The following is a 25,571-nucleotide window of genomic DNA, read 5'->3' as shown; positions in this document are numbered from 1 at the left end:
CCATCATTGGGTGAGTTCCACCATGAAGTCGTAATAGTCGGTGCGACAATAAGTCACCGTCAGTTCGCCGGGCCGGCCGTCGGCGAGATAGCCGAGCCGGGTCATCATCAGCAGCGCCTGGGATGGCGGCACCTGGGCCAGTTGCGCCAGCTCGGCATCGGCGTTGACCGCCGACACGTGCTGCAGGGCCCGTACGATCGGCGTGCCCAGGTCTTCGAGACGGCGATAGAGCGAATGGGTCACGCTCTCGGGATCCGACAGGACATGGCTCGGCAGACAGCTCTCCTCGACCGCGACGACCACGTCATCCGCCAGTCGCAGCCGCTTGAGCCGCGAGACCTGGTGGTCCGCGCTCAGCCCGAGGCGCAGGCTCTCCTCCGCCGTTGGCGTGCCCAGGCGCCGGCTCAACCAGCGCGAGCTGGGGCGATGACCGCGCTGAACCAGCAGTTCGGTAAAGCTGGTCAATCGTGTCAGCGACTGATTCAGACGCGGGGCGATGAAAGTGCCCGAGCCGTGGGTCCGCTGAATCAGCCCCAGCGCCACCAGGCGATCCAGCGCCTTTCTGGCCGTGATGCGGGAGATGTTGAGCGACTCCGCCAGCACTCGCTCCGAGGGCAATGCCTCGCCAGTCTCCCAGTCGCCCGCTTCGATCGCCTCGACCAGTTGCTGGGCCAGCTGGCGATAGAGCGGGGTCGACTGGGCAGCGTCCAGTTTCAGCCGAGAAAGCGTGGGTTCCATGGCAGGTCGGTTCCGGTGTCGCTGTGGTGGAGCTCGTAGTTAATACCACTTCAATACCACCAACATAACCAGTCGAATACCAATCTGCCAGTTCGGCTACTGCCGACATTGGTCGAATGCCACCGCCTGCCACACCCTGCCATACGACGGCCCGCCACGAGCAGCCGTCGACCACCGCATGATTGGCGTGCCCCACGCGGAATCCGTATAGTGTCGCTCTCGTCCACCGACCGATCCGATCCGATGCTGCAGAACAACTCTCTTCTGGCCCAGCTGAAGCAAGATATTCGCGCCAACACGCCGCGCGTTCAGGGCACCATCAAGGCGACAGACAAAGGCTTCGGTTTCCTCGAAGCCGAAGACGGCACCTCCTATTTCATTCCACCACCCGCCATGAAGCAGGTTCTCCACGGCGACCGCATCGAAGCGATCGTCAAGGAGAACGGCGACAAGAAGCAGGCCGACCCCGAGACGCTGCTCGAGGCATCGCTGGATCGCTTCGTCGCACGGGTGCAGAAGCGCGACGGCCGCCTGGCCGTGGTGCCGGACCACCCCTCGATCAATCTGTCGCTCAAGGCCCGTCTCAAGCGTTCGCTGGAAGAGTCCGACATCGCCGATGGCGACTGGGTCGTGGCGCGCCTGATTCGTCATCCGTTGCGCCCGGACGATCGCGCCTTCTTCACCCAGATCGACGAGGTGGTGGTCAAGAGCGAAGATCCGGCCGTGCCGTGGCGCGTCACTCTGGCACGCCATGCCCTGGAGCAGGAGTGCCCGCCGGCGGCCGATGCCTGGCCGCTGAAAGACGAAGGGTTGACGCGCGAAGACCTCACCGCCGAGCCGTTCTTCACCATCGATGGCGAGAAGACGCGCGACATGGACGATGCGCTGCGTATCGAAACCACCGATGACGGCTGGGCGCTGACTGTGGCGATCGCCGACCCGACGGCCTACGTGGACGAGTCTCACGCCGCGGACAAGGAAGCACGCACGCGCGCCTTCACGGTCTACCTGCCGGGTCAGAACATCACCATGCTGCCGGAAGCGCTGGCCGATGACCTGTGCTCGCTGAAGCCGGACGTAGAGCGGCCGGTACTGGCCTGCCGGCTACAGGTCGGTCGCGATGGCACCCTGGGCGAGTACCGCTTCTTCGCCGCGACGATCCGCTCCCAGGCTCGCCTGGTCTACGACAACGTCTCCGACTGGCTGGAAGACAAGGCAGGCACCGAGGCGCCGGCAGCAGCGATCGCCGAGCAGCTCAAGGCACTGGCCGAGCTCTCTCGCGCTCGTGCCGCCTGGCGCGAAGCCAACACGCTGGTGTTCAAGGATCGTCCCGACTACGTGTTCGACCTCGACGATGCCGGCAACGTGCTGGGCATCCGCGTCGAGGAGCGCCGCATTGCCCAGCGCATGATCGAGGAGGCGATGATCGTCGCCAATGCCTGCTGCGCCGATCTGCTGGCCAAGGAAGTGGGACACGGCATCTTCAACGTGCACCACGCTTTCGAACCGGAAAAGATCGATCAGGCGCTGGAGTTCCTGACCGCCCAGGAGATCCCGGTAGAGCGCGAGCAGCTCGCCGAGCTCCCCCGCTATCGCGAGTTGCGCCGGGCGCTGGACCTGCGAGAAGACGCCTGGCTGGACGCGCGCCTGCGGCGCTTCCAGGGCTACACCAACATGTCGGCACGACCGGGACCGCATTTTGGCCTGGGGCTTTCCGCCTACGCGACCTGGACATCGCCGATCCGCAAGTACGGCGATATGGTCAATCACCGCTTGATCAAGCGGGTACTGAAGGCCGAGGCAGCCCCGGCGGAAGCCAGCCAGCAGTTGACCGAACAATTGACCGAGCGCCGTCGACTGAACCGAATGGCCGAACGCGACGTCAAAGACTGGCTTTACGTGCGCTATCTGGCTACCGCCATCGAGCAAGGCGATGTATTCGATGCCGATATCATCGACATCCGCCGAGGCGGCATGCGGGTTCGCCTGACCGCCAACGGTGCCACCGCCTTCGTGCCGGCACCGTTGATTCACAGCGACCGCAATCAGGTCGTGATCGACGACAAGGAAGGCCGCATCCAGGTCGCTGGCGAGCCTCGCTATGCGCTCGGCGGTACCCTGCGCGTCAAGCTGGTCGAAGCGCGTGAAGCAACACGCTCGCTGGTGGCCACTCCCACCGAATGAGCGTGGTAACGGCCTGGCAGCGCTGGATATTATGGCGCTGCCAAGCTACCACTATGGTGTGAACGCCCTGTGGCAGTAACCCGATATACTGCAATGTAGTCATCGCCATTCTCCGGAATGTGCTTTATCGACAGGAACGTTCTGACAGGGAAAGCCTTTTAGAGGAGCGGCTCGTTGCACATTGCCGACGTTACGATGTTCTATGCCCCCGCCAGTGGCGGGGTTCGTACTTACCTCGATGCCAAGCATCGGCGCCTTGCCAAGCGACCGGGCATTACCTGCAGCCTACTGATACCCGGATCCCAGCTCTTTACTCACAACGGCATTCATGAAGTTCCGTCACCGCCGTTGCCGTTCAGCCAGGGTTATCGATTTCCGCTTCGCCGTCGCGGCTGGGAGCGTGAGCTCGTTCGTCTGTCACCGGATATCATCGAAGCCGGCGATCCCTACGTGACCGGCTGGGCCGCGGTGCGGGCCGGACGCAAGCTCGATATCCCCGTCGTCGGTTTCTATCATTCCGACCTGCCGCGGTTGATCAGCAATCGCATGGGCAGCGGTATCGACAAGCTGGTGGAGCGCTATGTCTACCAGCTCTACCGGCGGTTCGACCAGGTACTCGCGCCAAGCCGCGTGATGGCGGAGCGACTGACCCGTCTCGGCATCGAACAGGTCGCCATTCAGCCGCTGGGCGTCGACCTGGAGACATTCCATCCCAGTCGCCGGAACCCGGCGCTGCGTCAGCAGCTCGATCTCGACGACGATACGAAACTGCTGATCTTCGTTGGTCGCGGCTCTCGCGAGAAGAACCTTCACGACCTGCTGGAAACCGCGCGCCTGCTCGGCAAGGGCTATCACTTGCTGCTGGTCGGCCCGAGCATGCCTAGCCGCGTCCCCGACAATGTCAGCGTGATCGACCGCTACACGCCGACCGAAGAGGTCGCGAGCTGGCTGGCATCGAGCGATGCGCTGGTCCATGCCGGTACCCAGGAAACGTTCGGCCTGGTCGCGCTGGAAGCGATGGCGAGCGGCATTCCCGTGGTCGCCGCACGCGCGGGGGCGCTGGCCGAAAACGTGCCGCTGGGCTGTGGATTATTGAGCGAGCCGCATATACCGGCCGACATGGCCCGCGCCGTGAAGGAACTGTTTTCCAATCACGATGCCGCGCAAGCCGGTCGTCGCGCCCGGCGATACGTGGAGCGTAATCACGACTGGGACATCGTCATCGACGGCCTGCTTTCCCACTACCGCCGGCTGACCAGTGCCACCGAAGGCGCAGGAGAGGCCCAGCAGGGTTCCCAGCATGGATGATCGTCATTTTTCGCTGGTGCTCCACGACATCGCCCCCGAAACCTGGCCGGACTATTGTGGATTCGTCGAGGCGATCGATCGTCTCGGTGAACGCCTGGGCCGGCGTATTCCCATCACCTGGCTCGTCGTGCCCAACTTCCACGGTCGTGGCGAATGTCGCGACAGCGACACCCTGCGCCGTGTGCTCGACACCCGTCTGGCGCTGGGCGACGAGCTGACACTGCATGGCTACTATCATCGGGACGATGCCCCGGCGCCGCGCTCGCTGCGCGATTTCTATATGCGCCGGATCTACACCTGGGAAGGTGAGTTCTACACCCTGGACCGCGCTCGCGCTGGCGCTCTGCTCGACGAAGGCATGGCGCAATTCGAGGCCTGCGGCTGGCCTCACGGCGGCTTCGTGGCCCCGGCCTGGCTGATGAGCCAGGGCACCCGCGAGGCGCTGCAGGAACGGCCATTCACCTACACCAGCGACCCGCAACGACTCTATCGCCTGCCAGCCTTTTCCGCGCTGGAAGCGCCTAGCATCGTATGGAGCGCGCGCAGTGCGTGGCGGCGCGGCATGTCGAGAGTGGTCAGCGCCATTCAGTATCGCCGCTTTCAGCACGCCCAACTGTTACGCCTGGCGCTGCATCCGGTGGACATGCGCCATCGCCCTTCGTACGACTACTGGCTGCATTTCGTCGAACACCTGCTCCGACAGGGACGACAGCCGGTGACCAAGCAGGACTGGCTGGCCCATGAAGCTCCTGACCTCGCCCCCGGCAATCTCGCCAATCGGGCGAACAAGGATCGCCCCGCGGCATGAAGCGTATCCTGTGGCTACTGGCGCTGGGTCTGGTGGCGGCGCTGGCGATACCGATCCTGATCGGTGGGCGCGGCATCGTCACCGAACTGCGGGGCTTTCCTACCTCGCAACTGCTGATGATGCTGGGCATGATCTTCGTCTGCTGGAATCTCAACGCCCTACGTCTGAGGTTGTTGCTGGCGGGTCGCGCCGGGAAGCTGTCCCAGACCCGCGCCTTTTCGATCGTCATGGCCACCGAGTTTGCGATCTGCGCCACGCCAGGTGGTACCGGAGGGCCACTGACTCTGCTCGGCCTGCTGGCCCGACGAGGCATTCGGCCGGCCCAGGCCTCCGCCATTTTCGCCGTCGATCAACTGACCGACCTGCTGTTCTTCCTGTCCGGCCTGGTAGGTGTCGCCATTTATGTACTGATCGAGGCGGTCGATCTCAAACTCGGCTGGCTGGTGGGGCTGCCGACCTTGCTGCTGGTCACGGCACTGGCGCTGCTGTGGCTCACGCTCGGCAACTACGCCCGCGTCATGCACATCACCGGCCGCTGGCTAGCCAAGCTCAACGTCAAGCGACGTTCACGCTTTGGCTTCGCCCGCAGGCTGTTGCACTTCCGCAACTCGCTGATGGAAACATTGCGTTTGCCGCGTTGGTTACTGCTGAGCGTATTCCTGCTCTGCTGCGCTCACTGGCTGATCCGTTACAGCATTCTCTATCTGGTCGTCCAGGGCCTGGGGCAGCATATCGACTGGGCGTGGACTTTTCTGGTGCAGATGGTATCGATGGCAGCGGGTCAACTGAGCTTCCTACCGGGTGGCGCGGGCGGTGCCGAGCTGACATCGTCCGCGTTGCTGACGCCGCTGATCGGCGCGCAGAGTGCAGCCGCCGCCGTACTGATCTGGCGTTTCGTCACCTACTATTTCTATCTGCTGGCCGGGTTCCCGATATTCATCGCCACCGCCGGCAAGGCGTTCCTGCGAATGATGAGCAAACGGAAAGCCGCCGCCAAGCGCTGATACCGAAGCGACGAATAACGTATTCACGGAGCGCGAAAATGCAATCGCCCCGCCAGGCGGACCTGGCGGGGCGATGACAGAGACGCATGGTCTTGAGCGGTCAGCTCAACGGCTTACCAGCCAGTAGCCGCCTTCAGCGCATCACCGATCTCGGCGAGCGAACGTACGGTCTTGACGCCAGCGTCTTCCAACGCGGCGAACTTTTCGTCCGCAGTGCCTTTACCACCGGAGATGATCGCACCGGCGTGACCCATGCGCTTGCCCGGAGGCGCGGTAACGCCCGCGATATAGGAAACCACCGGCTTGGAAACGTTGGCCTTGATGTAGGCCGCGGCTTCTTCTTCGGCGGTGCCGCCGATCTCGCCGATCATGACGATCGCTTCGGTCTGCGGGTCGTTCTCGAACATCTCGAGGATGTCGATGAAGTTGGAACCCGGAATCGGGTCGCCGCCGATGCCCACGCAGGTGGACTGACCGAAGCCGTGGTCAGTGGTCTGCTTGACCGCTTCATAGGTCAGGGTACCGGAGCGCGACACGATACCGACGCGGCCCGGCTTGTGGATGTGACCCGGCATGATGCCGATCTTGGTCTCGCCCGGCGTGATCACGCCCGGGCAGTTCGGGCCGATCAGGCGAACGCCCAATTCGTCGCACTTGACCTTGACGTCCAGCATGTCGAGCGTCGGGATGCCTTCGGTGATGCAGACGATCAGCTTGATGCCGGCATTCGCGGCTTCGAGGATCGAATCCTTGCAGAACGGGGCCGGCACGTAGATGACGGAGGCTTCCGCACCGGTCTTCTCGACCGCTTCCTTGACGGTGTTGAACACCGGCAGGCCCAGATGCTCCTGGCCGCCCTTGCCCGGCGTGACGCCACCCACCATGTTGGTGCCGTAGGCGATCGCCTGCTCGGAGTGGAAGGTCCCCTGGCCGCCAGTGAAGCCCTGGCAGATGACCTTGGTGTTCTTGTCGATCAAGATACTCATTACTTGCCCTCCGCCGCTTTGACGACCTGCTGAGCCGCGTCAGTCAGGCTGGTAGCAGCGATGATGTTGAGTCCGCTGGACGCCAGTTTCTCGGCACCCAGCTCGGCGTTGTTACCTTCCAGACGCACCACGACCGGCACGTTGACGCCAACCTGCTCGACGGCACCGATGATACCTTCCGCGATCATGTCGCAACGCACGATACCGCCGAAGATGTTGACCAGCACGGCCTTGACGTTGGTATCGGAGAGGATGATCTTGAACGCTTCCGCCACACGCTCCTTGGTCGCGCCGCCGCCAACGTCGAGGAAGTTGGCCGGGCTGCCGCCGTTGAGGTTGACGATATCCATGGTGCCCATGGCCAGGCCAGCGCCGTTGACCATGCAGCCGATGTTACCGTCGAGCGCAACGTAGTTGAGCTCCCACTCCTGGGCATGCGCTTCGCGCTCGTCTTCCTGCGACGGATCACGCATCGCCTGCAGGTCGGGGTGACGATACAGGGCGTTGGCGTCGAGGTTGATCTTGGCGTCGAGGCAGTGGAGGTTGCCTTCGTCGGTGATCACCAGCGGGTTGATCTCCAGCAGCGCCAGATCCTTGTCGTGGAACAGCTTGGAGAGACCCAGGAAGATCTTGGTGAACTGCTTGATCTGGTCCTTGTTCAGGCCCAGCTGGAAAGCCAGTTCACGCGCCTGATACGGCTGTGCGCCGACCAGCGGATCGATTTCGGCCTTGAGGATCTTCTCGGGGGTTTCCTCGGCGACTTTCTCGATCTCGACACCGCCTTCGGTGGAGGCCATGAAGACGACACGACGCGTGGCGCGATCGACGACAGCGCCCAGATACAGCTCGCTGGCGATATCGGTGCAGTTCTCGACCAGGATCTTGGCAACCGGCTGACCTTTCTCGTCGGTCTGATAGGTCACCAGATTCTTGCCCAGCCACTGCTCGGCGAACGCCTTGGCGGCTTCCGGGCTATCGACCAGCTTGACGCCACCAGCCTTGCCGCGGCCGCCCGCGTGAACCTGTGCCTTGACGACCCACTTGTCGCCACCGATTTTCTTGCAGGCCTGTGCGGCTTCATCCGGCGTGTCGACGGCGAAACCCTTGGACACTGGAAGACCGTAATCGGCAAACAGCTGTTTGCCCTGATACTCGTGAAGGTTCATCGATTCATGCCATTAGGTTGCATGTGACTCGAATGGCAACGAGCCGAGACATCGGCTCGTTGCCCCCGTGCCATTCCGACAGGGAATGGCACCTAGTGCAGGAAACGCGAAAGGAAAGACTTACTTGCGCTTCTTGCGGTTGGCCATGTGAATGGCGTGTCCATCGACGGCCAGCGCCGCCTCGTGCACGGCTTCCGACAGGGTCGGGTGCGCGAAGCAGGTCAGCGCCAGATCTTCGGCACTGGAGCCGAATTCCATGGCGATCACGCCCTGGGCGATCAACTCGCCGGCGTGCTGACCCAGAATATGGACACCGAGAACGCGGTCGGTTTCGGCATCGGCGATTACCTTGACCATGCCTTCCGGCGCGTTGTTGGCGAGCGCGCGACCACTGGCCGAGAACGGGAAGGCACCGGTCTTGACCTCGATACCCTGCTCCTTGGCCTGCTGCTCGTTGATACCCACCCATGCCACTTCCGGGGCAGTGTAGATGACGCTGGGGATGGCATCGTAATTCATCTCCGGCTTCTGCCCGGCGATGATGTCCGCCACCATGACGCCCTCTTCGGACGCCTTGTGGGCCAGCATCGGACCACGGACCACGTCACCGATGGCGTAGACGCCGGAGACGTTGGTACGGCACTGGTCATCGACGAAGATGAAGCCACGCTCGTCGAGCTTGATACCGGCAGCGTCATCGAGCAGATTTTCGGTGTAAGGCTTGCGCCCGACACAGACGATCAGCTTGTCGAAGGTCTGCTCCTGCTCGCCTTCGCTGTCGGTGTACTTGACCACGACTTCGCGGGACTTGCCCTTGCCCTTGATCTCGGAGCCGGTCACCCGCGCGCCCATCTTGATGTCCAGACCCTGCTTCTTGAACAGCTTCTGGGCATCCTTGGCGATCGCCTGATCGACCATCGGCAGGAACGTATCCAGCGCTTCGAGCACGGTGACTTCACTACCCAGGCGATTCCACACGCTGCCCAGTTCGAGGCCGATGACACCGGCGCCGATGACACCCAGACGCTTGGGTGCTTCGGTGAACTCCAGCGCACCGGCTGAGTCGACGATGACATCGTCGGTCATCGGTGCCGGCGGAATGTTCACCGGCACCGAACCGGAGGCGATGATGACATTCTCGGCCTCGTAGGTTTCGGTCTTGCCGTCGTGGCCGGTCACTTCGACCTTCTTCCCGTCGAGCAGCTTGCCGGTGCCTTCCAGCGCGGTGACGCCGTTCGATTTGAACAGCATGCTGATACCGCCGGTATTCTTGGCGATGACGCTGTTCTTGAACTCCAGCATCTTCTTCACGTCGGTGGAAATGTCACCGACGTTGATGCCGATCTCGGCGTAATGGTCGCGAGTCTCGACGAACTTGTGCGAGGTCTCCAGCAACGCCTTGGAGGGGATACAACCCACGTTCAAACAGGTACCACCGTGGACCGTCTTGCCTTCCTTGTTGACCCACTTCTCGACGCAGGCCGTCTTGAGACCCAGCTGAGCGGCGTGGATCGCGGCGACGTAGCCTCCAGGGCCCGCGCCAATGACGATCACATCGAATTTATCGGCCATGAGATATTTCCTGTTCGCTTCGTTTGCCATTCGCCGGGCGAACCCGGCGAATCGAAAGTCCGGTGTTTAGAGATCGAATACGCTCAGATGTCCAGCAGCAGGCGCGCCGGATCTTCCAGCAGCGACTTGATCGCCACCAGGAACTGGACCGCATCCTTGCCATCGATCATGCGGTGATCGTAGGAAACGGCGAGGTACATCATCGGGCGAATCTCGACCTTGCCATTCACCGCCATCGGACGCTCCTGGATCTTGTGCATACCCAGGATCGCGGTCTGCGGCGGATTCAGGATCGGGGTGGACATCAGCGAGCCGAAGATACCGCCGTTGGTGATGGTGAAGGTACCGCCCTGCATGTCCTCGATGCCGAGCTTGCCTTCACGACCCCGCTTGCCGAAGTCGCCGATCGCCTTCTCGACGTCGGCCAGCTTCATGCTGTCGGTATCACGCAGCACCGGCACGACCAGGCCACGCGGCGTGGAAACGGCGACGCCGATATCCTGATAACCGTGGTAGACGATGTCGGTACCGTCGATGGAGGCGTTGACGTCCGGGAAGCGCTTGAGCGCTTCGGTCGCCGCCTTGACGAAGAAGCCCATGAAACCGAGCTTGACGTCGTGCGCCTTGAGGAAGGTGTCCTTGTACTGGCTGCGCAGCGCCATGACCGCACTCATGTCCACCTCGTTGTAGGTGGTCAGCATGGCGGCGGTCTGCTGAGCCTGCACCAGGCGCTTGGCGATGGTCTGACGCAGGCGGCTCATCGGTACGCGCTGTTCGGGACGCTCGCCCTCGACCGCCGGAGCGGCAGCGGCCTTGGGTGCTGCAGCGGCCGGCTTGGCGGATTTCTTCGCCGAACCGTCCTTGATCGCCTTCTGGACGTCTTCCTTCAGAACGCGACCGCCTTTGCCGGTGCCCTCGATCCTGCTCACGTCGAGATCGTTTTCCGCGGCGAGCTTGCGTGCAGCCGGCGCCAGAATCTTGCCATCGACCTTGGCATCTTCTTCACCATCGGCGGCAGGCGCCTCGTCCTGGTTACCGGCGGACTCAGCGGAAGCGCCGCTATCACCAGCGCCATCTGCACCTTCGGAGAAGGTCGCCAGCAGAGCCTCGGACTCGACGACTTCGCCTTCCTGAACCTTGATTTCGGAAAGCGCGCCGTCAGCCGGAGCGACCACTTCCAGCACGACCTTGTCGGTCTCGATTTCGGCCAGCACCTCGTCACGCTTGACCGCTTCGCCGACTTTCTTGTTCCAGCTGGCGACGGTGCCTTCCTGCACGGATTCCGGGAAGCTCGGCGCCTTGACGTCAAAGCTCTTGCCGGCGGCAGCGGGCTTGGCAGCCGCCTTCTCTTCACCGCCCGACTTCTGCTCACCGCCTGATTTTTCTTCGCTCCTGGCCTCGCTCTTGCCACCCTCGGAGGCAGCACCGAGAACACCCAGCACCTGCTCGGACTCGCAGGTATCGCCTTCCTCGATCTTGATCTCGGAGAGCGTGCCGGCCTCGGGCGCCACCACTTCGAGGACGACCTTGTCGGTTTCGATCTCGACGATCAACTCATCGCGCTCGACGCTGTCGCCCACTTTCTTGTGCCAAGTGGCGACCGTTCCCTCGGCAACGGATTCGGGAAAACTCGGCGCTTTGATATCAGTAGCCATGTCGTATCCTTAGTCTCTTTTCTCTCGCGCCTGTCTCAGCGGCAAGGCGCCTTACGCGTTGAAAGCGTCGTCGACCAGTTGGCTCTGCTGTGCCACGTGGACAGACATATAGCCTGCGGCTGGCGCGGCAGATGCCGGACGACCAGCGAACTTGAGGCTGTGGTCCAACCCTTCGCGCACCATGCTCGCCACCAGGCGCAGATGATGCTGGCTCTGATACCAGGCGCCCTGGTTGAGCGGCTCTTCCTGACACCAGACGACCTGCTCCAAATTCGGATAGGTCCTGAGCGCTTCCAACAGCTCGTCCTTGGGGAACGGGTAGAGCTGCTCGACACGGATGATTGCCGTGTCGTCACGCTCGTTTTCAGAACGATAGGTCGCCAGATCGTAGTAGACCTTGCCCGAGCAGAGGACGGCTCGCTTGACCTGCTGGGGATCCCGTTCGCCAACGTCGGGAATGACCATCTGGAAACGGCCTTCGGCCAGCTCTTCCATGGTCGAAGTCGCGTCCTTGTGGCGCAGCAGGCTCTTCGGCGACAACACCACCAGCGGCTTGCGCAGCGGACGGATTACCTGGCGGCGCAGCAAGTGGAAGATCTGGGCCGGCGTGGTCGGTACGCAGACCTGCATGTTGTGCTCGGCGCACAGCTGCAGGAAACGCTCCAGACGCGCCGAGGAATGCTCAGGGCCCTGGCCTTCGTATCCATGCGGCAACAGCAGCGTCAGTCCGCACAGACGCGCCCATTTCGACTCGCCCGAGGAGATGAACTGGTCGACCACGACCTGAGCGCCGTTAAAGAAGTCACCGAACTGGGCTTCCCAGATGATCAACGAGTTGGGCGCAGTCGTCGCATAGCCGTATTCGAACGCCAGCACGGCCTCTTCCGAAAGGAAGGAGTCATAGATGGCAAACGAGGGCTGATCGTCCTTGATGTGCTGAAGCGGAACATAAGTCGAGGCGTCGGCCTGGTTATGCACCACGGCATGACGGTGGGAGAACGTCCCGCGGCCGGTATCCTGTCCGGTCAGGCGGACCGGATGACCGGCATCGACCAGGGTGGCGTAAGCCAGCGTTTCGGCAAAGCCCCAGTTGAGCGGCTGGTTGCCGGCCAGCATCTTGCGCCGCTCTTCATAGACTCGCGCCACCTGCCGCTGCACGTCGATCCCGTTGGGAATCTCGCTCATCTTCTGCGCCAGTTGCGTCAGATGTTCGAGATCACAGCTGGTATCGGTGTCGCCGCTCCACTCGTGGCCGAGATACGGCGTCCAGTCGACGAACAAGCCCGTATTGGGCTGCTTGACCAGGGCATTGGCAACGTGATTGCCGGCCATCAGGTCGTCGCGATACTGCTCGCCCATTTGCTTGGCCTGATCCTCGGTCAGCACGCCCTCCTTGATCAGCTGTTCCACGTACAGGGTACGCGTCGACTTGTGCGACTTGATCTTGGCGTACATCAGCGGCTGCGTACCGGAAGGTTCGTCGGCCTCGTTGTGTCCCCGGCGACGGTAGCAGACCAGATCGATGACGACATCGCGCTGGAACTCCTTGCGATAGTCGACGGCGACCCGGGTCGCATGCAACACCGCTTCCGGATCGTCACCATTGACGTGGAAGATCGGCGCCTGAACCATCTTGGCGATATCGGTGCAATACTCGGTGGAGCGCGCGTCATCGGCGCGCGACGTCGTGAAACCGACCTGATTGTTGATCACGATGTGCAGCGTGCCGCCGGTCTTGTAACCGCGGGTCTGCGACATCTGGAAGGTTTCCATCACCACGCCCTGACCGGCGAAGGCGGCATCGCCATGCACCACGACCGGCAAGACCTGCTTGCCTTCGACGTCCTGGCGGCGATCCTGACGAGCGCGAACGGACCCTTCCACCACCGGCGAAACGATTTCCAGATGCGACGGGTTGAACGCCAGCGCCAGGTGGACCTCGCCTCCGGGCGTCATCACGTTGGAGCTGAAGCCCTGGTGATATTTGACGTCGCCCGACCCTTGCTCGATCTGCTTCTTGCCGTCGAACTCGTCGATCAGTTCCGACGGGCTCTTGCCAAGGATATTGACCAGCAGGTTGAGACGGCCGCGGTGGGCCATGCCGATCACCACTTCCTTGACGCCGTAGTTGCCGCTGCGCTGGATTACCTCGTCCATCATCGGAATGAAGGATTCGCCACCCTCCAGGCCGAAACGCTTGGTGCCGGGATACTTGGAAGCAAGATAGCTTTCCAGCCCTTCAGCGGCGGTCAGGCGCTCGAGCAGATGCTCCCGTTCGCTCTGGCTGTACTTCGGCTTGGAACGCACCGACTCGAAGCGCTGCTGCAGCCAACGCTTCTCTTCGGTGTTGACGATGTGCATGAACTCACAGCCGATCGAGCGGCAGTAGGTCTGCTCCAGCGCCTCGACGATCTCCTTGAGCGGCGCCTCTTCCTTGCCCAGGAAGAACGAACCGGTCTGGAACTCGGTGTTCATGTCGGCCTGGGTCAAGTCATGGAAAGAGAAATCGAGGTCAGGGACCGTATCGGGCTTGCGCAAACCGAGCGGATCGATATTGGCACGCTGATGGCCACGGAACCGATAGGCATTGATCAGTTGAAGAACCTTGACCTGCTTACGGTTTTCGCTGCTGCCGGTGGCGGCCGATACGGTGGGACGACGCTCGCGCGCCAGCTGGTAGAACTGTTCCCGAATGGGGCTGAGAGGAACGTCTTGGGAGGGAGTGCCTTCCAGGCGCGGCAACTGATCAAACGCTTGGCGCCATTCATCGGGGACAGTCGCGGGGTCATTCAGATACTGCTCGTAGAGCGCTTCCACATAGTGGGCGTTGCCGCCGCTCATATGGGAAGTGCGCCACATCAACTCCATTATGCCTTCTTGCATCTCTCGTTCACCCTACACTGATGGGGTGTTGTCGGCGCCGGTCGCAGCTGCGCGCCTCGGCGTCACTCCGGAACCGTCGCGAGACGGCCAACGACCATGCCAATTCAAGGCGTCGTCATGATCGTTAAAAGCCGGTGCGCGAGGCACCGGCCAATATCTTGAGCTGGATCGGCTGCGACAACGCGTCGCAGCCAATAGCGTGGCGACATGATAACAAGCCAAGCGCTACGATTTAAGTCGTAGATGCCGCCCCTGACCATCAAGTCGCGTTGGACAGCAGCATTTCACGGATTTTTCCGATCGCCCGAGTCGGATTCAGCCCCTTGGGACAAACCGCGACACAGTTCATGATGCCGCGACACCGGAACAGACTGAACGGATCTTCCAGTTCGGCCAGACGGGCCTGCGTCGCGTTGTCGCGAGAGTCCGCCAGGAAACGGTAGGCCTGCAAGAGACCGGCCGGACCGACGAACTTGTCCGGGTTCCACCAGAACGACGGGCAGGAGGTCGAGCAGCAGGCACACAGAATGCACTCGTACAGACCGTCCAGCTTGTCACGCTCTTCCGGGGACTGCAGACGCTCGATCGCCGGCGCTGCCGTATCGTTCTGCAGATACGGCTGCATACGCTCGTACTGCTTGTAGAACAGCCCCATGTCGACCACCAGGTCACGCATGACAGGCAGACCAGGCAGCGGCCGCAGCACCAGCTTGTTGTCCTTGACCACGGACGACAGCGGCGTGATGCACGCCAGGCCGTTGGTGCCGTTCATGTTCATCCCGTCAGAGCCGCAAACGCCCTCGCGGCAGCTGCGACGAAACGCCATCGAGCTATCCTGATCCTTGATCATGGTCAGGATGTTGAGAACCATCAGATCGCGGCCCTGGGTATCGATCTGGAACTCCTGCATGTACGGTGCGGAGTCGGTCTCAGGGTTGTAGCGATAAACGGAAACCTGAAGACTGGACATCGGTGACAACCCTCTTAATAGGTACGGACTTTCGGCTCGAAAGTGTCGACCGTCTTGGGCGTGAAGTTGACTTCACGCTTGGTCACGGTCTTTTCGCCCGGATGAAAGAGCGAGTGCTTGAGCCAGTTGACGTCATCGCGATCCGGATAATCGTAGCGAGAGTGAGCCCCACGGCTCTCCTTGCGTTCCAGTGCCGCGATGGCGGTGGCTTCGGCCACTTCCAGTAGATTGTCTAGCTCGAGCGCCTCGACACGCGCCGTGTTGAAGACGTCGGACTTGTCACCCAGATGCGCCTGTCCGATACGCTCACGCAGCTCCGCCAGCTTCTTGACACCTTCCTGCATGTTGTCTTCCTGGCGGAAGACACCGAATGCATTCTGCATGGTGTTCTGCAGCTCGGCCTTGAGCTCGGAAACCGACTCGCCGCCACCGGACTCGTTCCAGCGCGCCAGACGGCTCGTAGCACGTTCGACATCCGACGCGGAAGCGTCGAGATACTCGATCCCTTCGCTGAGCGCCTTGTCGATGTAGATGCCGGCAGCACGACCGAACACCACCAGATCCAATAGCGAATTACCGCCCAGACGATTGGCGCCGTGCACCGAAACACACGCAGCTTCACCGCAGGCAAACAGACCATTGATGATCTGATCGTTGCCATCGCCGTCCTGCATGATGGCTTGCCCATGCACGTTGGTGGGAATACCCCCCATCATGTAGTGGCAGGTCGGCGTGACCGGAATCGGCTCCTTGACCGGATCCACGTGCGCGAAGGTCTTGGAGAGTTCGACGATACCCGGCAGGCGCTTCATCAGCACCTCTTCACCCAGGTGGTCGAGCTTGAGCATGACGTGATCGCCGTTCTCGCCGCAGCCACGACCTTCCAGCACTTCCATGACCATGGAGCGTGCCACCACATCGCGACCGGCGAGATCCTTGGCGTTGGGCGCGTAACGCTCCATGAAGCGCTCGCCGTCCTTGTTGATCAGGTAGCCACCTTCACCGCGGCAGCCTTCCGTGACCAGAGTCCCCGCACCGTAGATACCGGTCGGATGGAACTGCCACATTTCCATGTCCTGCATCGGGAAGCCGGCACGCAGCGCCATGCCGATGCCGTCGCCGGTGTTGATCAGCGCGTTGGTGGTCGAAGCGAAGATACGCCCTGCCCCGCCGGTCGCCAGCACCGTCGCCTTGGATTTGACGTGCACGACTTCGCCGGTTTCGATGCACAGCGCGATACAACCGACCACGTCGCCGTTGGCATTCTTCACCAGATCGATGGCATACCACTCGTCCAGGAAGACGGTGTTGTTTTTCAGATTGTTCTGATACAACGTGTGTAGCAGCGCGTGGCCGGTACGGTCTGCAGCTGCGCAAGTACGCGCCGCTTGGCCACCCTTACCGAAATCCTTGGACTGACCACCGAAAGGACGCTGGTAGATACGACCATTGTCGAAGCGCGAGAACGGCAGGCCCATATGTTCGAGTTCGAAGACCGCCTTGGGCCCCTCGGAGCACAGATACTCCGCGGCGTCCTGGTCAGCAATGTAGTCGCCACCCTTGACGGTGTCGTACATGTGCCAGCGCCAATCGTCGTTGGGATCGGCCGAGGCAATGGCACAGGTAATACCGCCCTGTGCGGACACCGTGTGCGAACGGGTCGGAAAGACCTTGGACAGCACGGCAGTCTTCTTGCCGGATTTGGCCAGCTCGAGCGCCGCTCGCAGGCCGGAACCGCCACCACCGATGATGATGGCGTCGAATGTCAGGTTACGCATGGTAGACATGAATCAGGCTCCCCAGAGGACTTGAACGCCCCACACCAGAAAAACGAAGATGGCGAGAATCACGATGGCCTGGAAGCCGAAGCGAACACCGGTGTGTTTGAGATAGTCGGTGGAAACCGTCCACAGACCGACCCAAGCGTGAGCGGCCATGGAAATGAAGGCCAGCAAGGAAAAGATACGCATCCAGGTCTGGGCGAACAGGCCACTCCAGGTGGCGTAGTCCAGATTGGGATGGAACAGCAGGTAGGCCACGACGAACAGCGTGTAAAGCGCCAGAACGACGGCGGACACGCGCTGAATGAGCCAGTCCGACAGCCCGCTGCGACCGAGATTCGTAATATTGGTTACCATACCCAGACTCCCGCCAGAACCACCAGGACAGCACTGATCACGACCGTGATTTGCGCCTTGCGATTGCCACCTTCAAGATCGACACCGTAACCGGTGTCCATGAGCAGGTGCTTGATTCCCGCCACGAAGTGAAAGCCGAGTGCCGACAGCAGGCCCCAGGCGATCAGTTTCGCCAACACGTTATTCGCCAGCGCGTCGCGTACTGATTCGAACCCCTCGGGAGAGGACAGCGAAGCATCCAGCGCCCAGAAGCCGAAGATCAGCCCGACGAACAAGATGACGCCGGTAATGCGATGTGCGATGGAGGTGAGTGCGGGAAGTGGAAAATGGATGGTGGATAGGTCGAGGTTTACTGGACGTTTGCTATTCACGGCTCTTAAACACTCTCTTAACCCTGACGGGTTGTGCCCGTTCAGGGGCGGTGGTTTTTAGAAGCAGGATCACGGTCGCGGAAGCAGTTCCGATGCGGCCCAAACCGGCTGACGATGCCATATCGTGCGGTAGCAGATTATAGGGTTTGGGCAACCGTATGACAAATCGCTCCGGCGTCCAAAGACGGAAGAAATGCGCCAGAACCGCGCCAGCACGGCCTTCGGGTTGTCGACATTTGGCTCAAATTCTTTCGTTACTGTCAGCCTGCCCCTCTCAATTGGTATGATAGTGGCTAGATTGGCAGAACAACGAGCTCCCTTCGCACAAGCCCGCCCCCTCCGCCACCTTGCAACTCGGCAACAACGCCGAAGCCACGGCACAAGGGCGACCCAGGCGAATTGACAATCCCCCGCGGAAATCTATAGTGGGCGAACTATTTTTCGCCCGCACGGCAGTAAAGACAAAGGCTTATGTCACGATAAAGGAGGCCATAATGGCTGACAGAAAAGCGAAATTATCGGTCGATGGTGTCGACAATGCCATTGAGCTACCGGTATACCCCGGTACCGCTGGTCCCGACGTCATCGACGTCCGCGGCCTGACCGCAGAAGGCCTGTTTACCTACGACCCTGGCTTCGTTGCTACTGCTTCGTGCGAGTCCGGCATCACTTACATCGATGGCGCCGCCGGCACACTGCTTCATCGTGGCTATCCCATCGAACAACTGGCCGAAAGCTCCAACTATGTAGAGCTCTGCTATCTGCTGATGTTCGGCGAGCTCCCCTCCCCCGACGAGTACGAGACGTTCAGAAGCACGATTGCCCGCCACACCATGGTTCACGAGCAGATCGTCAACTTCTACAAGGGCTTCCGACGCGACGCACACCCGATGGCCGTTCTCTGCGGCGTCGTGGGCGGGCTGGCAGCTTTCTATCACGATAATCTCGACATCACGCAGGCCGACCAGCGCCACGTCAGCGCCATTCGCCTGATCGCCAAGATGCCGACCCTGGCGGCGATGTGCCACAAATACAACATCGGCCAGCCATTCATGTACCCGCGTAATGACCTCAATTACTCGGAAAACTTCCTGTACATGATGTTCGGCAATCCGTGCGAGAACTACGAGGTCAATCCGGTCATCGCCAAGGCGATGGATCGTATATTCATGCTTCACGCGGATCATGAGCAGAACGCCTCGACGTCCACCGTACGCTTGGCGGGCTCGACCGGCGCCAATCCTTTCGCCTGCATCAGTGCCGGCATCGCTGCACTCTGGGGGCCGGCACATGGCGGCGCCAACGAGGCGGTCCTGGCCATGCTGGACGAGATCGGCGACGACTCCGAAGAAAACATTCAGCGCTTCATCGATAAGGCCAAAGACAAGGAGGATCCGTTCAAGCTGATGGGCTTCGGTCACCGGGTCTACCGCAACTTCGACCCGCGCGCCAAAGTGATGAAGGAGACGTGCGATGAGGTGCTGGGCGAGCTGGGGATCGGCGACGACCCACAGCTGCAGATCGCCAAGCGCCTGGAGCAGATCGCCCTGGAAGACGAATACTTCATCGAGCGCAAGCTCTACCCCAATGTCGACTTCTATTCAGGCATCATTCTCAAGGCCATTGGCATTCCGACCAATATGTTCACCGTCATCTTCGCGATGGCACGAACCGTTGGCTGGATCTCTCACTGGAACGAGATGATCACCAACGGCTATCGAATCAGCCGGCCTCGCCAGCTCTATACCGGCTATGACAAGCGCGATTACCCCAAGAAATAACGCTTGACCTGATATGGCACTGGAACGCAAGCCGCCGACTTCTGTCGGCGGCTTTTTTGTGCCTGCCCAGCGGCACGGAAGATTTCCACACTTCCTGTGGATAACCCTGTTCAAAACCCTTCGATAATGTCACCAAACCGCCTTCAGAAGCGCCCTGGCAGCAAATTGCCTAAATTTTAATCAAATATAAAGCACTGATTTTTATGAAAAAAATCTACATCCACGTATTTTCAGCAAGTTAGCCGTGGCGCCAACAAGCGAGGAGCGAACAGTGGAAAAGCCTGCCGATGTCAAGCATTTCGACAGCAAAATCAGAGAGGTTATCAACAGCTGCAGATACCCGGAAAACCCGGTATCGAAGAAGAAACAGAAGGAAGGAATGAAATAGAGTGGCGTCCCATAGGGGGTTCGAACCCCTGTTACCGCCGTGAAAGGGCGGTGTCCTGGACCACTAGACGAATGGGACGCGGAAAACAGCCTGTTGGCTGGTTCTTGTGGTGGAGCCTAGCGGGATCGAACCGCTGACCTCAACACTGCCAGTGTTGCGCTCTCCCAGCTGAGCTAAGGCCCCGTCTCAAGAACGGGGCGAAATATACGGTCATCTCACTGATAAGTCAACGCTTTATTACCAGAAAAACTCGGCGGTTCGATCCGAACCAGCATCCTGACGCGCTATAGCTCCCGATACTGCTTTTCCAAGCGTTTAGCCTGCTTCTTGGAAACGCCACCCAACACCTCGATAGCATGCCGGAGACGAGCCCGTGTCATATCCGATCCGAGAATCGCCATGGCATCGAGCACCGACGTCGAATGGGCGCTGCCCGTCACCGCAATGAACACGGGAGCCAGAAAGACTTTCATCTTCAACTCGAAGTGCTCGGCCAGAAGCTTGACCTGGGCCAGCAGCTCCTCCTTTTCCCAGCGCGTCACGGTTTCCAGTCGCCAGACCAGGAACTGCAACAGCGCCACCAAGGTATCGCGCTCGAGGTCGAGATCGGCAAAGCTGGCCTCGCGAACGTCGGGCAGCCCCGCGAAGAAATGCCCGGCCAGCGGCATGGCATCCGACAGCGTCGAGATACGCGGCCGGATCTGCGGAAGGATCTGGCCGACATACGCCTCGTTGAACGACCAGTCACGCAACGCTTTCATCAGCGCCGCGTCATCGAGATCCTCGCGAATGTAGACACCGTTGAGCCAGGTCAGCTTGTCGAGATCGAATACCGGCCCCCCTAGCGAAACCCGCTGTATGTCGAAGTGAGCCATCATGTCGTCGAGGCTGAATTTCTCGCGCTCGTCCGGCATCGACCACCCCATCCGGCCCAGATAGTTGGTCACGGCCTGCGGCAGGAACCCCATGCGCCGATAATAGTTGATCGAGGTAGGGTTCTTGCGCTTGGACAGCTTCGATTTGTCAGGATTGCGAAGCAGCGGCATATGACACAGCTGCGGCATGGACCAGCCGAAATATTCGTAAAGCAGCTTGTGCTTGGGCGCCGAATTGATCCACTCCTCGCCTCTCAGGACGTGAGTGATTCCCATCAGGTGGTCGTCGACCACATTGGCGAGATGGTAGGTCGGCATACCGTCCGACTTCATCAGGATCTGGGCATCTACCTGTGCCCAGTCGACCTCGATCCGCCCACGCAGCATGTCGTCGACTTCGCACACACCTTCGGAAGGCACATTCATTCGAATGACGTAGGGATAGCCCTCGGCCTCCCGTCGCCGCTGCTCTTCCGGATCCAGAGCGAGATCCTGCGGCTTCAATGCCAGATGAAGCCCCGCTGCCTTGCGCTCTTCCCGCAAGGCGTCGAGCTCTTCGCTGGTGCGATAGCATTTGAAAGCGTGCCCGCGCTCCAGCAGCTGTTGGGCATGCTCGGCGTAGATATCGCCGCGCTCGCTTTGCCGATAGGGACCGTGCGGGCCGCCGACATCTGGCCCTTCGTCCCAATCCAGCCCTAGCCAGCGCAAAGAATCGAGAATCATCTGCTCCGACTCAGGCGTAGAACGCTGGCGGTCGGTATCCTCGATGCGCAGAACGAACTGCCCACCATGCTGGCGAGCGAAGCAGAGATTGAAGAGGGCGATGTAAGCCGTGCCGACGTGCGGATCGCCGGTGGGCGAAGGCGCAATACGCGTGCGTACCGTCATGAAATCCATTCCGTTGATGAACGAGCCGCCACATTATACGCCCCCAAGGCGACGGGCTGCAGCGCCCGACTCGTCGTCTTCGGCGCTTTTCGATGGTGGCAATGCCGACGACGGACTACTATCGGACTGATCGACTGCACTTCCGAAGTGCCGGCTTCCCGTCCTCACGGCACACGCAGACGACCGCAAACATGAATCACGATAAGAATTTCCAGAAGGTTTCGGGCGACAAGTTCGTAACCCGAAACATACTTCGGCGGTGAGTGGATATCCTCACTGCATCAATAACGCAGGCGAGATTCATGGATGGACGGGTTAGGACCACGAATCAAACAGCTACGCCTTCAGGCCGGCATGAGCAAGGCCGCGCTCGCAAGACGGGTAGGCGTCTCCGACGTCACGATCTCCTACTGGGAATCAGGCACGATCAAGCAGATCGGCCATGAGCGCCTGGTCGCGCTGACCTCGGCGCTGTGCTGCTCGATCAAACAGCTGCTCGATGATGACTCGTTAAACGCAATGGCGGCCGCCTCTCGTACGTCAGGCGGGACCGTGCTCAGCCTGCAGGCGAATCTTGCGGCACCCTGGGAGCAGCGGGAAGACGAACCGGGAGAGATGTCCACGCTACAGATGCTGACTCAGGACTGTCACCTGGTAACGCCAGCGGAGAACGAGTCTTTCGATTTTCTGTTCGAAGGAGACCTCGCCGCCATCGCGCCTTGCGACAAGTTCCAGCAGGACGGACTGTATCTGCTGGAGCGCGAGGGTCTGTTGCAGATCCAGTATCTGGAACATCTCGCTTCCGGCAGAATGCGGGTCAGCGGTGAACAGCTTCAAGGCGCGACCGTGGAAAGCGTCCGCCACCCCCCCTTTCGCATCGTAGGCTATATCAGAGCCCGCTGGTGTCGTCAGTAGCAGCCTGGATAGCCGTACCCTGGAATTCAGGCCTGAAATTCCTTGCCTGAAATTCGGAGTTTGAAATCTGTAGTCTGGAATTCGCAATGTAGACAGTGCCGATCCGGCCACGCGGCGATCGCTGAATCACCGCGTGGCCCGGCCCTTATCAGGCAATCCTGTTCAATTGCCTTCGTTCAGCCGTGGCGCTGTTGCTGGCGATAGGCAAAGAAGAACACGACCAGCCCGCCCGCCGCAGTAGCCGCGCCGACATAACCGGTCACGGTCCATCCGAAACCCGCACCAATGGCCACCCCGCCCAGCCATGGCCCCAGGGCATTCGCGACATTGAAGGCCGCATGGTTGGACGCAGCCGCCAGCGTTTGCGCATCTGCCGCCACATCCATCAGGCGTGTCTGCAGTGCCGGCGACAGTGAGACCATGGTGCCGATGGCTATGCAAATCAGCAGTATCGACCAGAGCGACTGCGCCGCCAGCGGAAACAGAAGCAGGATGGCAATGCACCAGACCAGCAGCCAGCCGACGCCCTTGAGCTGCATCCGGTCATAGAGCTTCCCGCCGACGATATTGCCGATGATGGCGCCCGCACCGAATGCCGCCTGAGCGACCGGTATCCAGTAGGGCGACACCTGAGTCACGTTGATCAGCACCGGTGCCAGATAGCTGAATACGCAGAACATGCCGGCGAAGCCGATCGCCCCGACACCCAGCGTCAGCCAGACTTGGGAGCGCTTGAGCGCCGTCAGTTCCTGAGCAGGGCTGTTGCGCTTCTCCTGGCGATTCAACGGCAGATAGATGAACACCAGCACCACCGTGAGAATGGCGATGCCGCCGACCATCGCGAAGGCAAGACGCCAGCTCATCATCTGGCTCAACCAGGTGGCGAAGGGATTGCCTACCAGCATGGCGATCGTCAGCCCCGACATGACCCGGCTGACCGCCTGCGCACGCTTGTGCGTCGGAACCAGCGAGGCCGCGACCAGAGACGCCACGCCGAAATAGGCGCCGTGCGGCAATCCCGAGATGAAGCGGAAGATCATCAGGGTGTGATAATTGGGCGCCAGAGCACTGGCGATGTTGCCCAGCGCAAAAAACGCCATCAGCATCAGCAGGAGATGGCGTCGATAGAAATGCGAGCCCATGACGGCGATCAAGGGCGCGCCAACGACCACCCCCAGCGCATAGGCACTGATGACGTTGCCAACCTGCGGCTCCGAAATGTTCAACGCCTCGGCCACGTTGGGCATCAGCCCCATGATGGTGAATTCGCCGACCCCGATGGCGAATCCACCTACGGCCAGCGCCAGCTCTATCAACAGAGCAAACCGCCGCGACGGCTTCGCAGCGCCGGTCTCGAATGTGTCAGCCACAAGCTACCCCTACTTTAGTCTAAGGCGTAAAGGTCTCGATTATTCACACCTCGCCACGGATTGGAAACCGCTGATGCGCTATCTGCGATGTTTTCTGCTGCCGAATGGCGAGGCACGACGTCCAGACAACCCTCTTCGAGAAGCCGGATTTCTGCCGCCGGGGAACTTTTTCGTCGATTGCCGCTCACAAGAACAAGCAAGAGATTCGACACAGCAGTTGCTATGCGGTTTCTCGAGCTTACTGTAACGATCGTTATCGCCGCGCCATGCGCGGCGATTTTTTGTCGGTACGATGTCTCTCGCTCGCTTTTTTTCCCGTCATCTCGCTGTTCGCCGCCAGCCAGCTCCCGCCAAAGGGCAATAGCGAACGCCGCCCCAATCCATTACTGTCTCGCGGTCGCCCCACAACCCGACAACAAGCGCGACCTGAATAACGATATTGATATTTCGCTGAAGACACCGTACGGACTCATATCATGCGCTCCTCCTCCCCTTCTGCTTCCAGAATCACTGCTTCTCCGGCCAATTTCTTCAAGCTTGCGTGCCAAACGCTGCCCTTGGTGGCGGTGATGCTTGCCGCTCCTGTGCACGCCGCGCCGCAAGGCAAGGTCGACTGTATCGCGCCTGCCCAGCCGGGCGGAGGATGGGACTTCACCTGTCGTTCGGTAGCCAGAGCGCTCCAGGAGCTCTCTCTGATCCCGGCGGCCATGCAGACGCTCAACGTCCCCGGCGCAAGCGGCGGCGTAGCCTTCAGCCATGTACAGGCGAAACGTTCCAGCGATGACGATCTGATCGTGGCGGCGTCGACCGCCACGACCACGCAGCTGGCGCTGGGCAATTATCCCAACGGCAATGCCGATCAGGTTCGCTGGGTGGCGACGCTTGGCGCCGACTACGGCGTGATCGCCGTGGCGGCCGACTCGCCCTACCACTCACTTAACGAGCTTCTCGACGACCTCAAGGCAGATGCCGGCAGCGTGACGTTCTCCGGCGGTGACGTTGCCGGTGGTTTCGATCACATCAAGGTACTGATGGCTGCCCGCAAGGCCGGTATCAAGTCCATTCGCGACATCAAGTATCTGGCCTTCGATTCCGGCTCGGTGGCGATCAGCCAGTTGCTGGGCGGACACATCGACGCCTTCACCGGCGACCTCAGTGAAGCCAAGAGTTTCGTCGACAGCGGCGATCTTCGCATTCTGGCAGTCTTCGCCGAGGACCGCTTGCCCGGCGAGCTGGCCGATATGCCTACGGCAAGAGAGCAAGGCATCGATGTGGTCGCCCCCAACTGGCGCGGATTCTATACCCCCGCAGGCGCTTCCGAAGCGAGCTACACATGGTGGAAACAGACACTGAACGATCTTTACGCCTCTCCCCAATGGAAGCAGACCATGACCCAGAATGGCCTGCTGCCGTTCCACAAGTCGGGCGACGAGCTGAACCGCTTCGTCGATCAACAGATCACTGACATCCGCGAGATCGGTGGCGAGCTGGGCATGATCCGATAACGGTCGCGTCTGCGTTCGTTTGGAGGCTGCGGCGACCAACGTGGTAAACTGAGCCGGTCGCCGCGC

At 60.9% G+C, this 25,571-nt stretch carries 19 protein-coding genes and 2 tRNA genes; 7 read left to right on the top strand and 14 right to left on the bottom strand.

The window, feature by feature from the left end; all coding sequences use genetic code 11:
• Positions 1–3 precede the first annotated feature (3 nt).
• Complete coding sequence (locus tag R3F72_RS09415; protein WP_087719540.1) at positions 4–738, bottom strand: GntR family transcriptional regulator; 735 nt, start codon at positions 736–738, stop codon at positions 4–6.
• Between the two features lie 243 nt (positions 739–981).
• Between R3F72_RS09415 and R3F72_RS09410 the strand changes: the two genes are divergently transcribed.
• The 4 genes from R3F72_RS09410 (at position 982) to R3F72_RS09395 (ending at position 6,042) form a co-directional block, all read left to right on the top strand.
• On the top strand, positions 982–2,922 hold the full coding sequence (locus R3F72_RS09410; RefSeq protein ID WP_087719539.1) for an exoribonuclease II: 1,941 nt from the start codon (positions 982–984) through the stop codon (positions 2,920–2,922).
• 174 nt (positions 2,923–3,096) lie between these two features.
• On the top strand, positions 3,097–4,230 hold the full coding sequence (locus tag R3F72_RS09405; RefSeq protein WP_087719538.1) for a glycosyltransferase family 4 protein: 1,134 nt from the start codon (positions 3,097–3,099) through the stop codon (positions 4,228–4,230).
• Positions 4,223–5,038 (top strand): DUF2334 domain-containing protein, encoded by an 816-nt coding sequence (locus R3F72_RS09400; RefSeq protein WP_087719537.1) that lies wholly within the window; start codon positions 4,223–4,225, stop codon positions 5,036–5,038. The genes R3F72_RS09405 and R3F72_RS09400 overlap by 8 nt, the downstream gene beginning before the upstream one ends.
• Positions 5,035–6,042: a lysylphosphatidylglycerol synthase transmembrane domain-containing protein gene (locus R3F72_RS09395; protein WP_332779512.1), complete on the top strand. Its 1,008-nt coding sequence runs from the start codon at positions 5,035–5,037 to the stop codon at positions 6,040–6,042. The genes R3F72_RS09400 and R3F72_RS09395 overlap by 4 nt, the downstream gene beginning before the upstream one ends.
• A gap of 113 nt (positions 6,043–6,155) precedes the next feature.
• Here the strand turns inward: R3F72_RS09395 and sucD are convergent, their stop codons facing one another.
• The 9 genes from sucD to sdhC form a co-directional block, all read right to left on the bottom strand.
• The gene (gene sucD / locus R3F72_RS09390) at positions 6,156–7,028 is read right to left on the bottom strand and encodes a succinate--CoA ligase subunit alpha (RefSeq protein ID WP_071233213.1); all 873 of its coding nucleotides are present in this window, start codon (positions 7,026–7,028) and stop codon (positions 6,156–6,158) included.
• Positions 7,028–8,194: an ADP-forming succinate--CoA ligase subunit beta gene (sucC, locus tag R3F72_RS09385; protein WP_071233214.1), complete on the bottom strand. Its 1,167-nt coding sequence runs from the start codon at positions 8,192–8,194 to the stop codon at positions 7,028–7,030. The genes sucD and sucC overlap by 1 nt, the downstream gene beginning before the upstream one ends.
• A 120-nt stretch (positions 8,195–8,314) precedes the next feature.
• Positions 8,315–9,766 carry a dihydrolipoyl dehydrogenase gene (gene lpdA, locus R3F72_RS09380; RefSeq protein ID WP_087719534.1) on the bottom strand — a complete coding sequence of 484 codons (1,452 nt, stop codon included), beginning with the start codon at positions 9,764–9,766 and terminating at the stop codon, positions 8,315–8,317.
• A gap of 83 nt (positions 9,767–9,849) precedes the next feature.
• Complete coding sequence (gene odhB, locus R3F72_RS09375) at positions 9,850–11,421, bottom strand: 2-oxoglutarate dehydrogenase complex dihydrolipoyllysine-residue succinyltransferase (protein WP_332779511.1); 1,572 nt, start codon at positions 11,419–11,421, stop codon at positions 9,850–9,852.
• 51 nt (positions 11,422–11,472) lie between these two features.
• Entirely contained in the window at positions 11,473–14,304 is a 2,832-nt protein-coding gene (locus R3F72_RS09370) for a 2-oxoglutarate dehydrogenase E1 component (protein WP_071233217.1), read from the bottom strand.
• A 259-nt stretch (positions 14,305–14,563) separates the two neighbouring features.
• A complete protein-coding gene (locus R3F72_RS09365; protein ID WP_071233218.1) occupies positions 14,564–15,274 on the bottom strand; it encodes a succinate dehydrogenase iron-sulfur subunit in 711 nt (236 codons plus the stop codon).
• A 14-nt stretch (positions 15,275–15,288) separates the two neighbouring features.
• Positions 15,289–17,061, bottom strand: a complete 1,773-nt coding sequence (sdhA, locus tag R3F72_RS09360) for a succinate dehydrogenase flavoprotein subunit (protein ID WP_087719530.1) — start codon at positions 17,059–17,061, stop codon at positions 15,289–15,291.
• A 3-nt stretch (positions 17,062–17,064) separates the two neighbouring features.
• Positions 17,065–17,412: a succinate dehydrogenase, hydrophobic membrane anchor protein gene (gene sdhD / locus R3F72_RS09355; protein WP_071233220.1), complete on the bottom strand. Its 348-nt coding sequence runs from the start codon at positions 17,410–17,412 to the stop codon at positions 17,065–17,067.
• Positions 17,406–17,783, bottom strand: coding sequence for a succinate dehydrogenase, cytochrome b556 subunit (gene sdhC / locus R3F72_RS09350; RefSeq protein WP_075569934.1), 378 nt, complete (start codon positions 17,781–17,783; stop codon positions 17,406–17,408). Before sdhC ends, sdhD begins: the two co-directional genes overlap by 7 nt.
• A gap of 494 nt (positions 17,784–18,277) precedes the next feature.
• Between sdhC and gltA the strand changes: the two genes are divergently transcribed.
• Positions 18,278–19,564, top strand: coding sequence for a citrate synthase (gene gltA / locus R3F72_RS09345; RefSeq protein WP_087719528.1), 1,287 nt, complete (start codon positions 18,278–18,280; stop codon positions 19,562–19,564).
• 390 nt (positions 19,565–19,954) lie between these two features.
• On the opposite strand, the gene R3F72_RS09340 is transcribed toward gltA, so the two are convergent.
• The 3 genes from R3F72_RS09340 to gltX form a co-directional block, all read right to left on the bottom strand.
• Positions 19,955–20,030, bottom strand: a tRNA-Glu gene (locus R3F72_RS09340).
• Positions 20,031–20,059: 29 nt separating this feature from the next.
• Positions 20,060–20,135: transfer RNA gene (locus R3F72_RS09335), tRNA-Ala, on the bottom strand.
• Between the two features lie 101 nt (positions 20,136–20,236).
• Positions 20,237–21,715, bottom strand: coding sequence for a glutamate--tRNA ligase (gene gltX, locus R3F72_RS09330; RefSeq protein WP_087719527.1), 1,479 nt, complete (start codon positions 21,713–21,715; stop codon positions 20,237–20,239).
• 306 nt (positions 21,716–22,021) lie between these two features.
• On the opposite strand from gltX, the gene R3F72_RS09325 reads away from it, so the two are divergent.
• Entirely contained in the window at positions 22,022–22,630 is a 609-nt protein-coding gene (locus tag R3F72_RS09325) for a helix-turn-helix domain-containing protein (protein WP_083387503.1), read from the top strand.
• Between the two features lie 176 nt (positions 22,631–22,806).
• Here R3F72_RS09325 and R3F72_RS09320 read toward each other — a convergent pair whose 3' ends face one another.
• Positions 22,807–24,000: an MFS transporter gene (locus R3F72_RS09320; protein ID WP_332779510.1), complete on the bottom strand. Its 1,194-nt coding sequence runs from the start codon at positions 23,998–24,000 to the stop codon at positions 22,807–22,809.
• Positions 24,001–24,569: 569 nt separating this feature from the next.
• On the opposite strand from R3F72_RS09320, the gene R3F72_RS09315 reads away from it, so the two are divergent.
• Positions 24,570–25,505: a Bug family tripartite tricarboxylate transporter substrate binding protein gene (locus tag R3F72_RS09315; protein WP_332779509.1), complete on the top strand. Its 936-nt coding sequence runs from the start codon at positions 24,570–24,572 to the stop codon at positions 25,503–25,505.
• Positions 25,506–25,571 lie beyond the last annotated feature (66 nt).

The sequence above is a fragment of the Salinicola sp. 4072 genome (assembly GCF_036663415.1).
GTDB lineage: Bacteria > Pseudomonadota > Gammaproteobacteria > Pseudomonadales > Halomonadaceae > Salinicola > Salinicola salarius_A.
Note: the sequence above shows the minus strand (reverse complement) of the source record. Positions and strands in the feature narration are given on the sequence as shown.

Coding starts and splice junctions, on each gene's coding strand:
- R3F72_RS09415 (WP_087719540.1), bottom strand. CDS start 738: ATGGAACCCACGCTTTCTCGGCTGAAACTGGACGCTGCCCAGTCGACC.
- R3F72_RS09410 (WP_087719539.1), top strand. CDS start 982: ATGCTGCAGAACAACTCTCTTCTGGCCCAGCTGAAGCAAGATATTCGC.
- R3F72_RS09400 (WP_087719537.1), top strand. CDS start 4,223: ATGGATGATCGTCATTTTTCGCTGGTGCTCCACGACATCGCCCCCGAA.
- R3F72_RS09395 (WP_332779512.1), top strand. CDS start 5,035: ATGAAGCGTATCCTGTGGCTACTGGCGCTGGGTCTGGTGGCGGCGCTG.
- sucD (WP_071233213.1), bottom strand. CDS start 7,028: ATGAGTATCTTGATCGACAAGAACACCAAGGTCATCTGCCAGGGCTTC.
- sucC (WP_071233214.1), bottom strand. CDS start 8,194: ATGAACCTTCACGAGTATCAGGGCAAACAGCTGTTTGCCGATTACGGT.
- lpdA (WP_087719534.1), bottom strand. CDS start 9,766: ATGGCCGATAAATTCGATGTGATCGTCATTGGCGCGGGCCCTGGAGGC.
- odhB (WP_332779511.1), bottom strand. CDS start 11,421: ATGGCTACTGATATCAAAGCGCCGAGTTTTCCCGAATCCGTTGCCGAG.
- R3F72_RS09370 (WP_071233217.1), bottom strand. CDS start 14,304: ATGCAAGAAGGCATAATGGAGTTGATGTGGCGCACTTCCCATATGAGC.
- R3F72_RS09365 (WP_071233218.1), bottom strand. CDS start 15,274: ATGTCCAGTCTTCAGGTTTCCGTTTATCGCTACAACCCTGAGACCGAC.
- sdhA (WP_087719530.1), bottom strand. CDS start 17,061: ATGTCTACCATGCGTAACCTGACATTCGACGCCATCATCATCGGTGGT.
- sdhD (WP_071233220.1), bottom strand. CDS start 17,412: ATGGTAACCAATATTACGAATCTCGGTCGCAGCGGGCTGTCGGACTGG.
- gltA (WP_087719528.1), top strand. CDS start 18,278: ATGGCTGACAGAAAAGCGAAATTATCGGTCGATGGTGTCGACAATGCC.
- gltX (WP_087719527.1), bottom strand. CDS start 21,715: ATGACGGTACGCACGCGTATTGCGCCTTCGCCCACCGGCGATCCGCAC.
- R3F72_RS09325 (WP_083387503.1), top strand. CDS start 22,022: ATGGACGGGTTAGGACCACGAATCAAACAGCTACGCCTTCAGGCCGGC.
- R3F72_RS09315 (WP_332779509.1), top strand. CDS start 24,570: ATGCTTGCCGCTCCTGTGCACGCCGCGCCGCAAGGCAAGGTCGACTGT.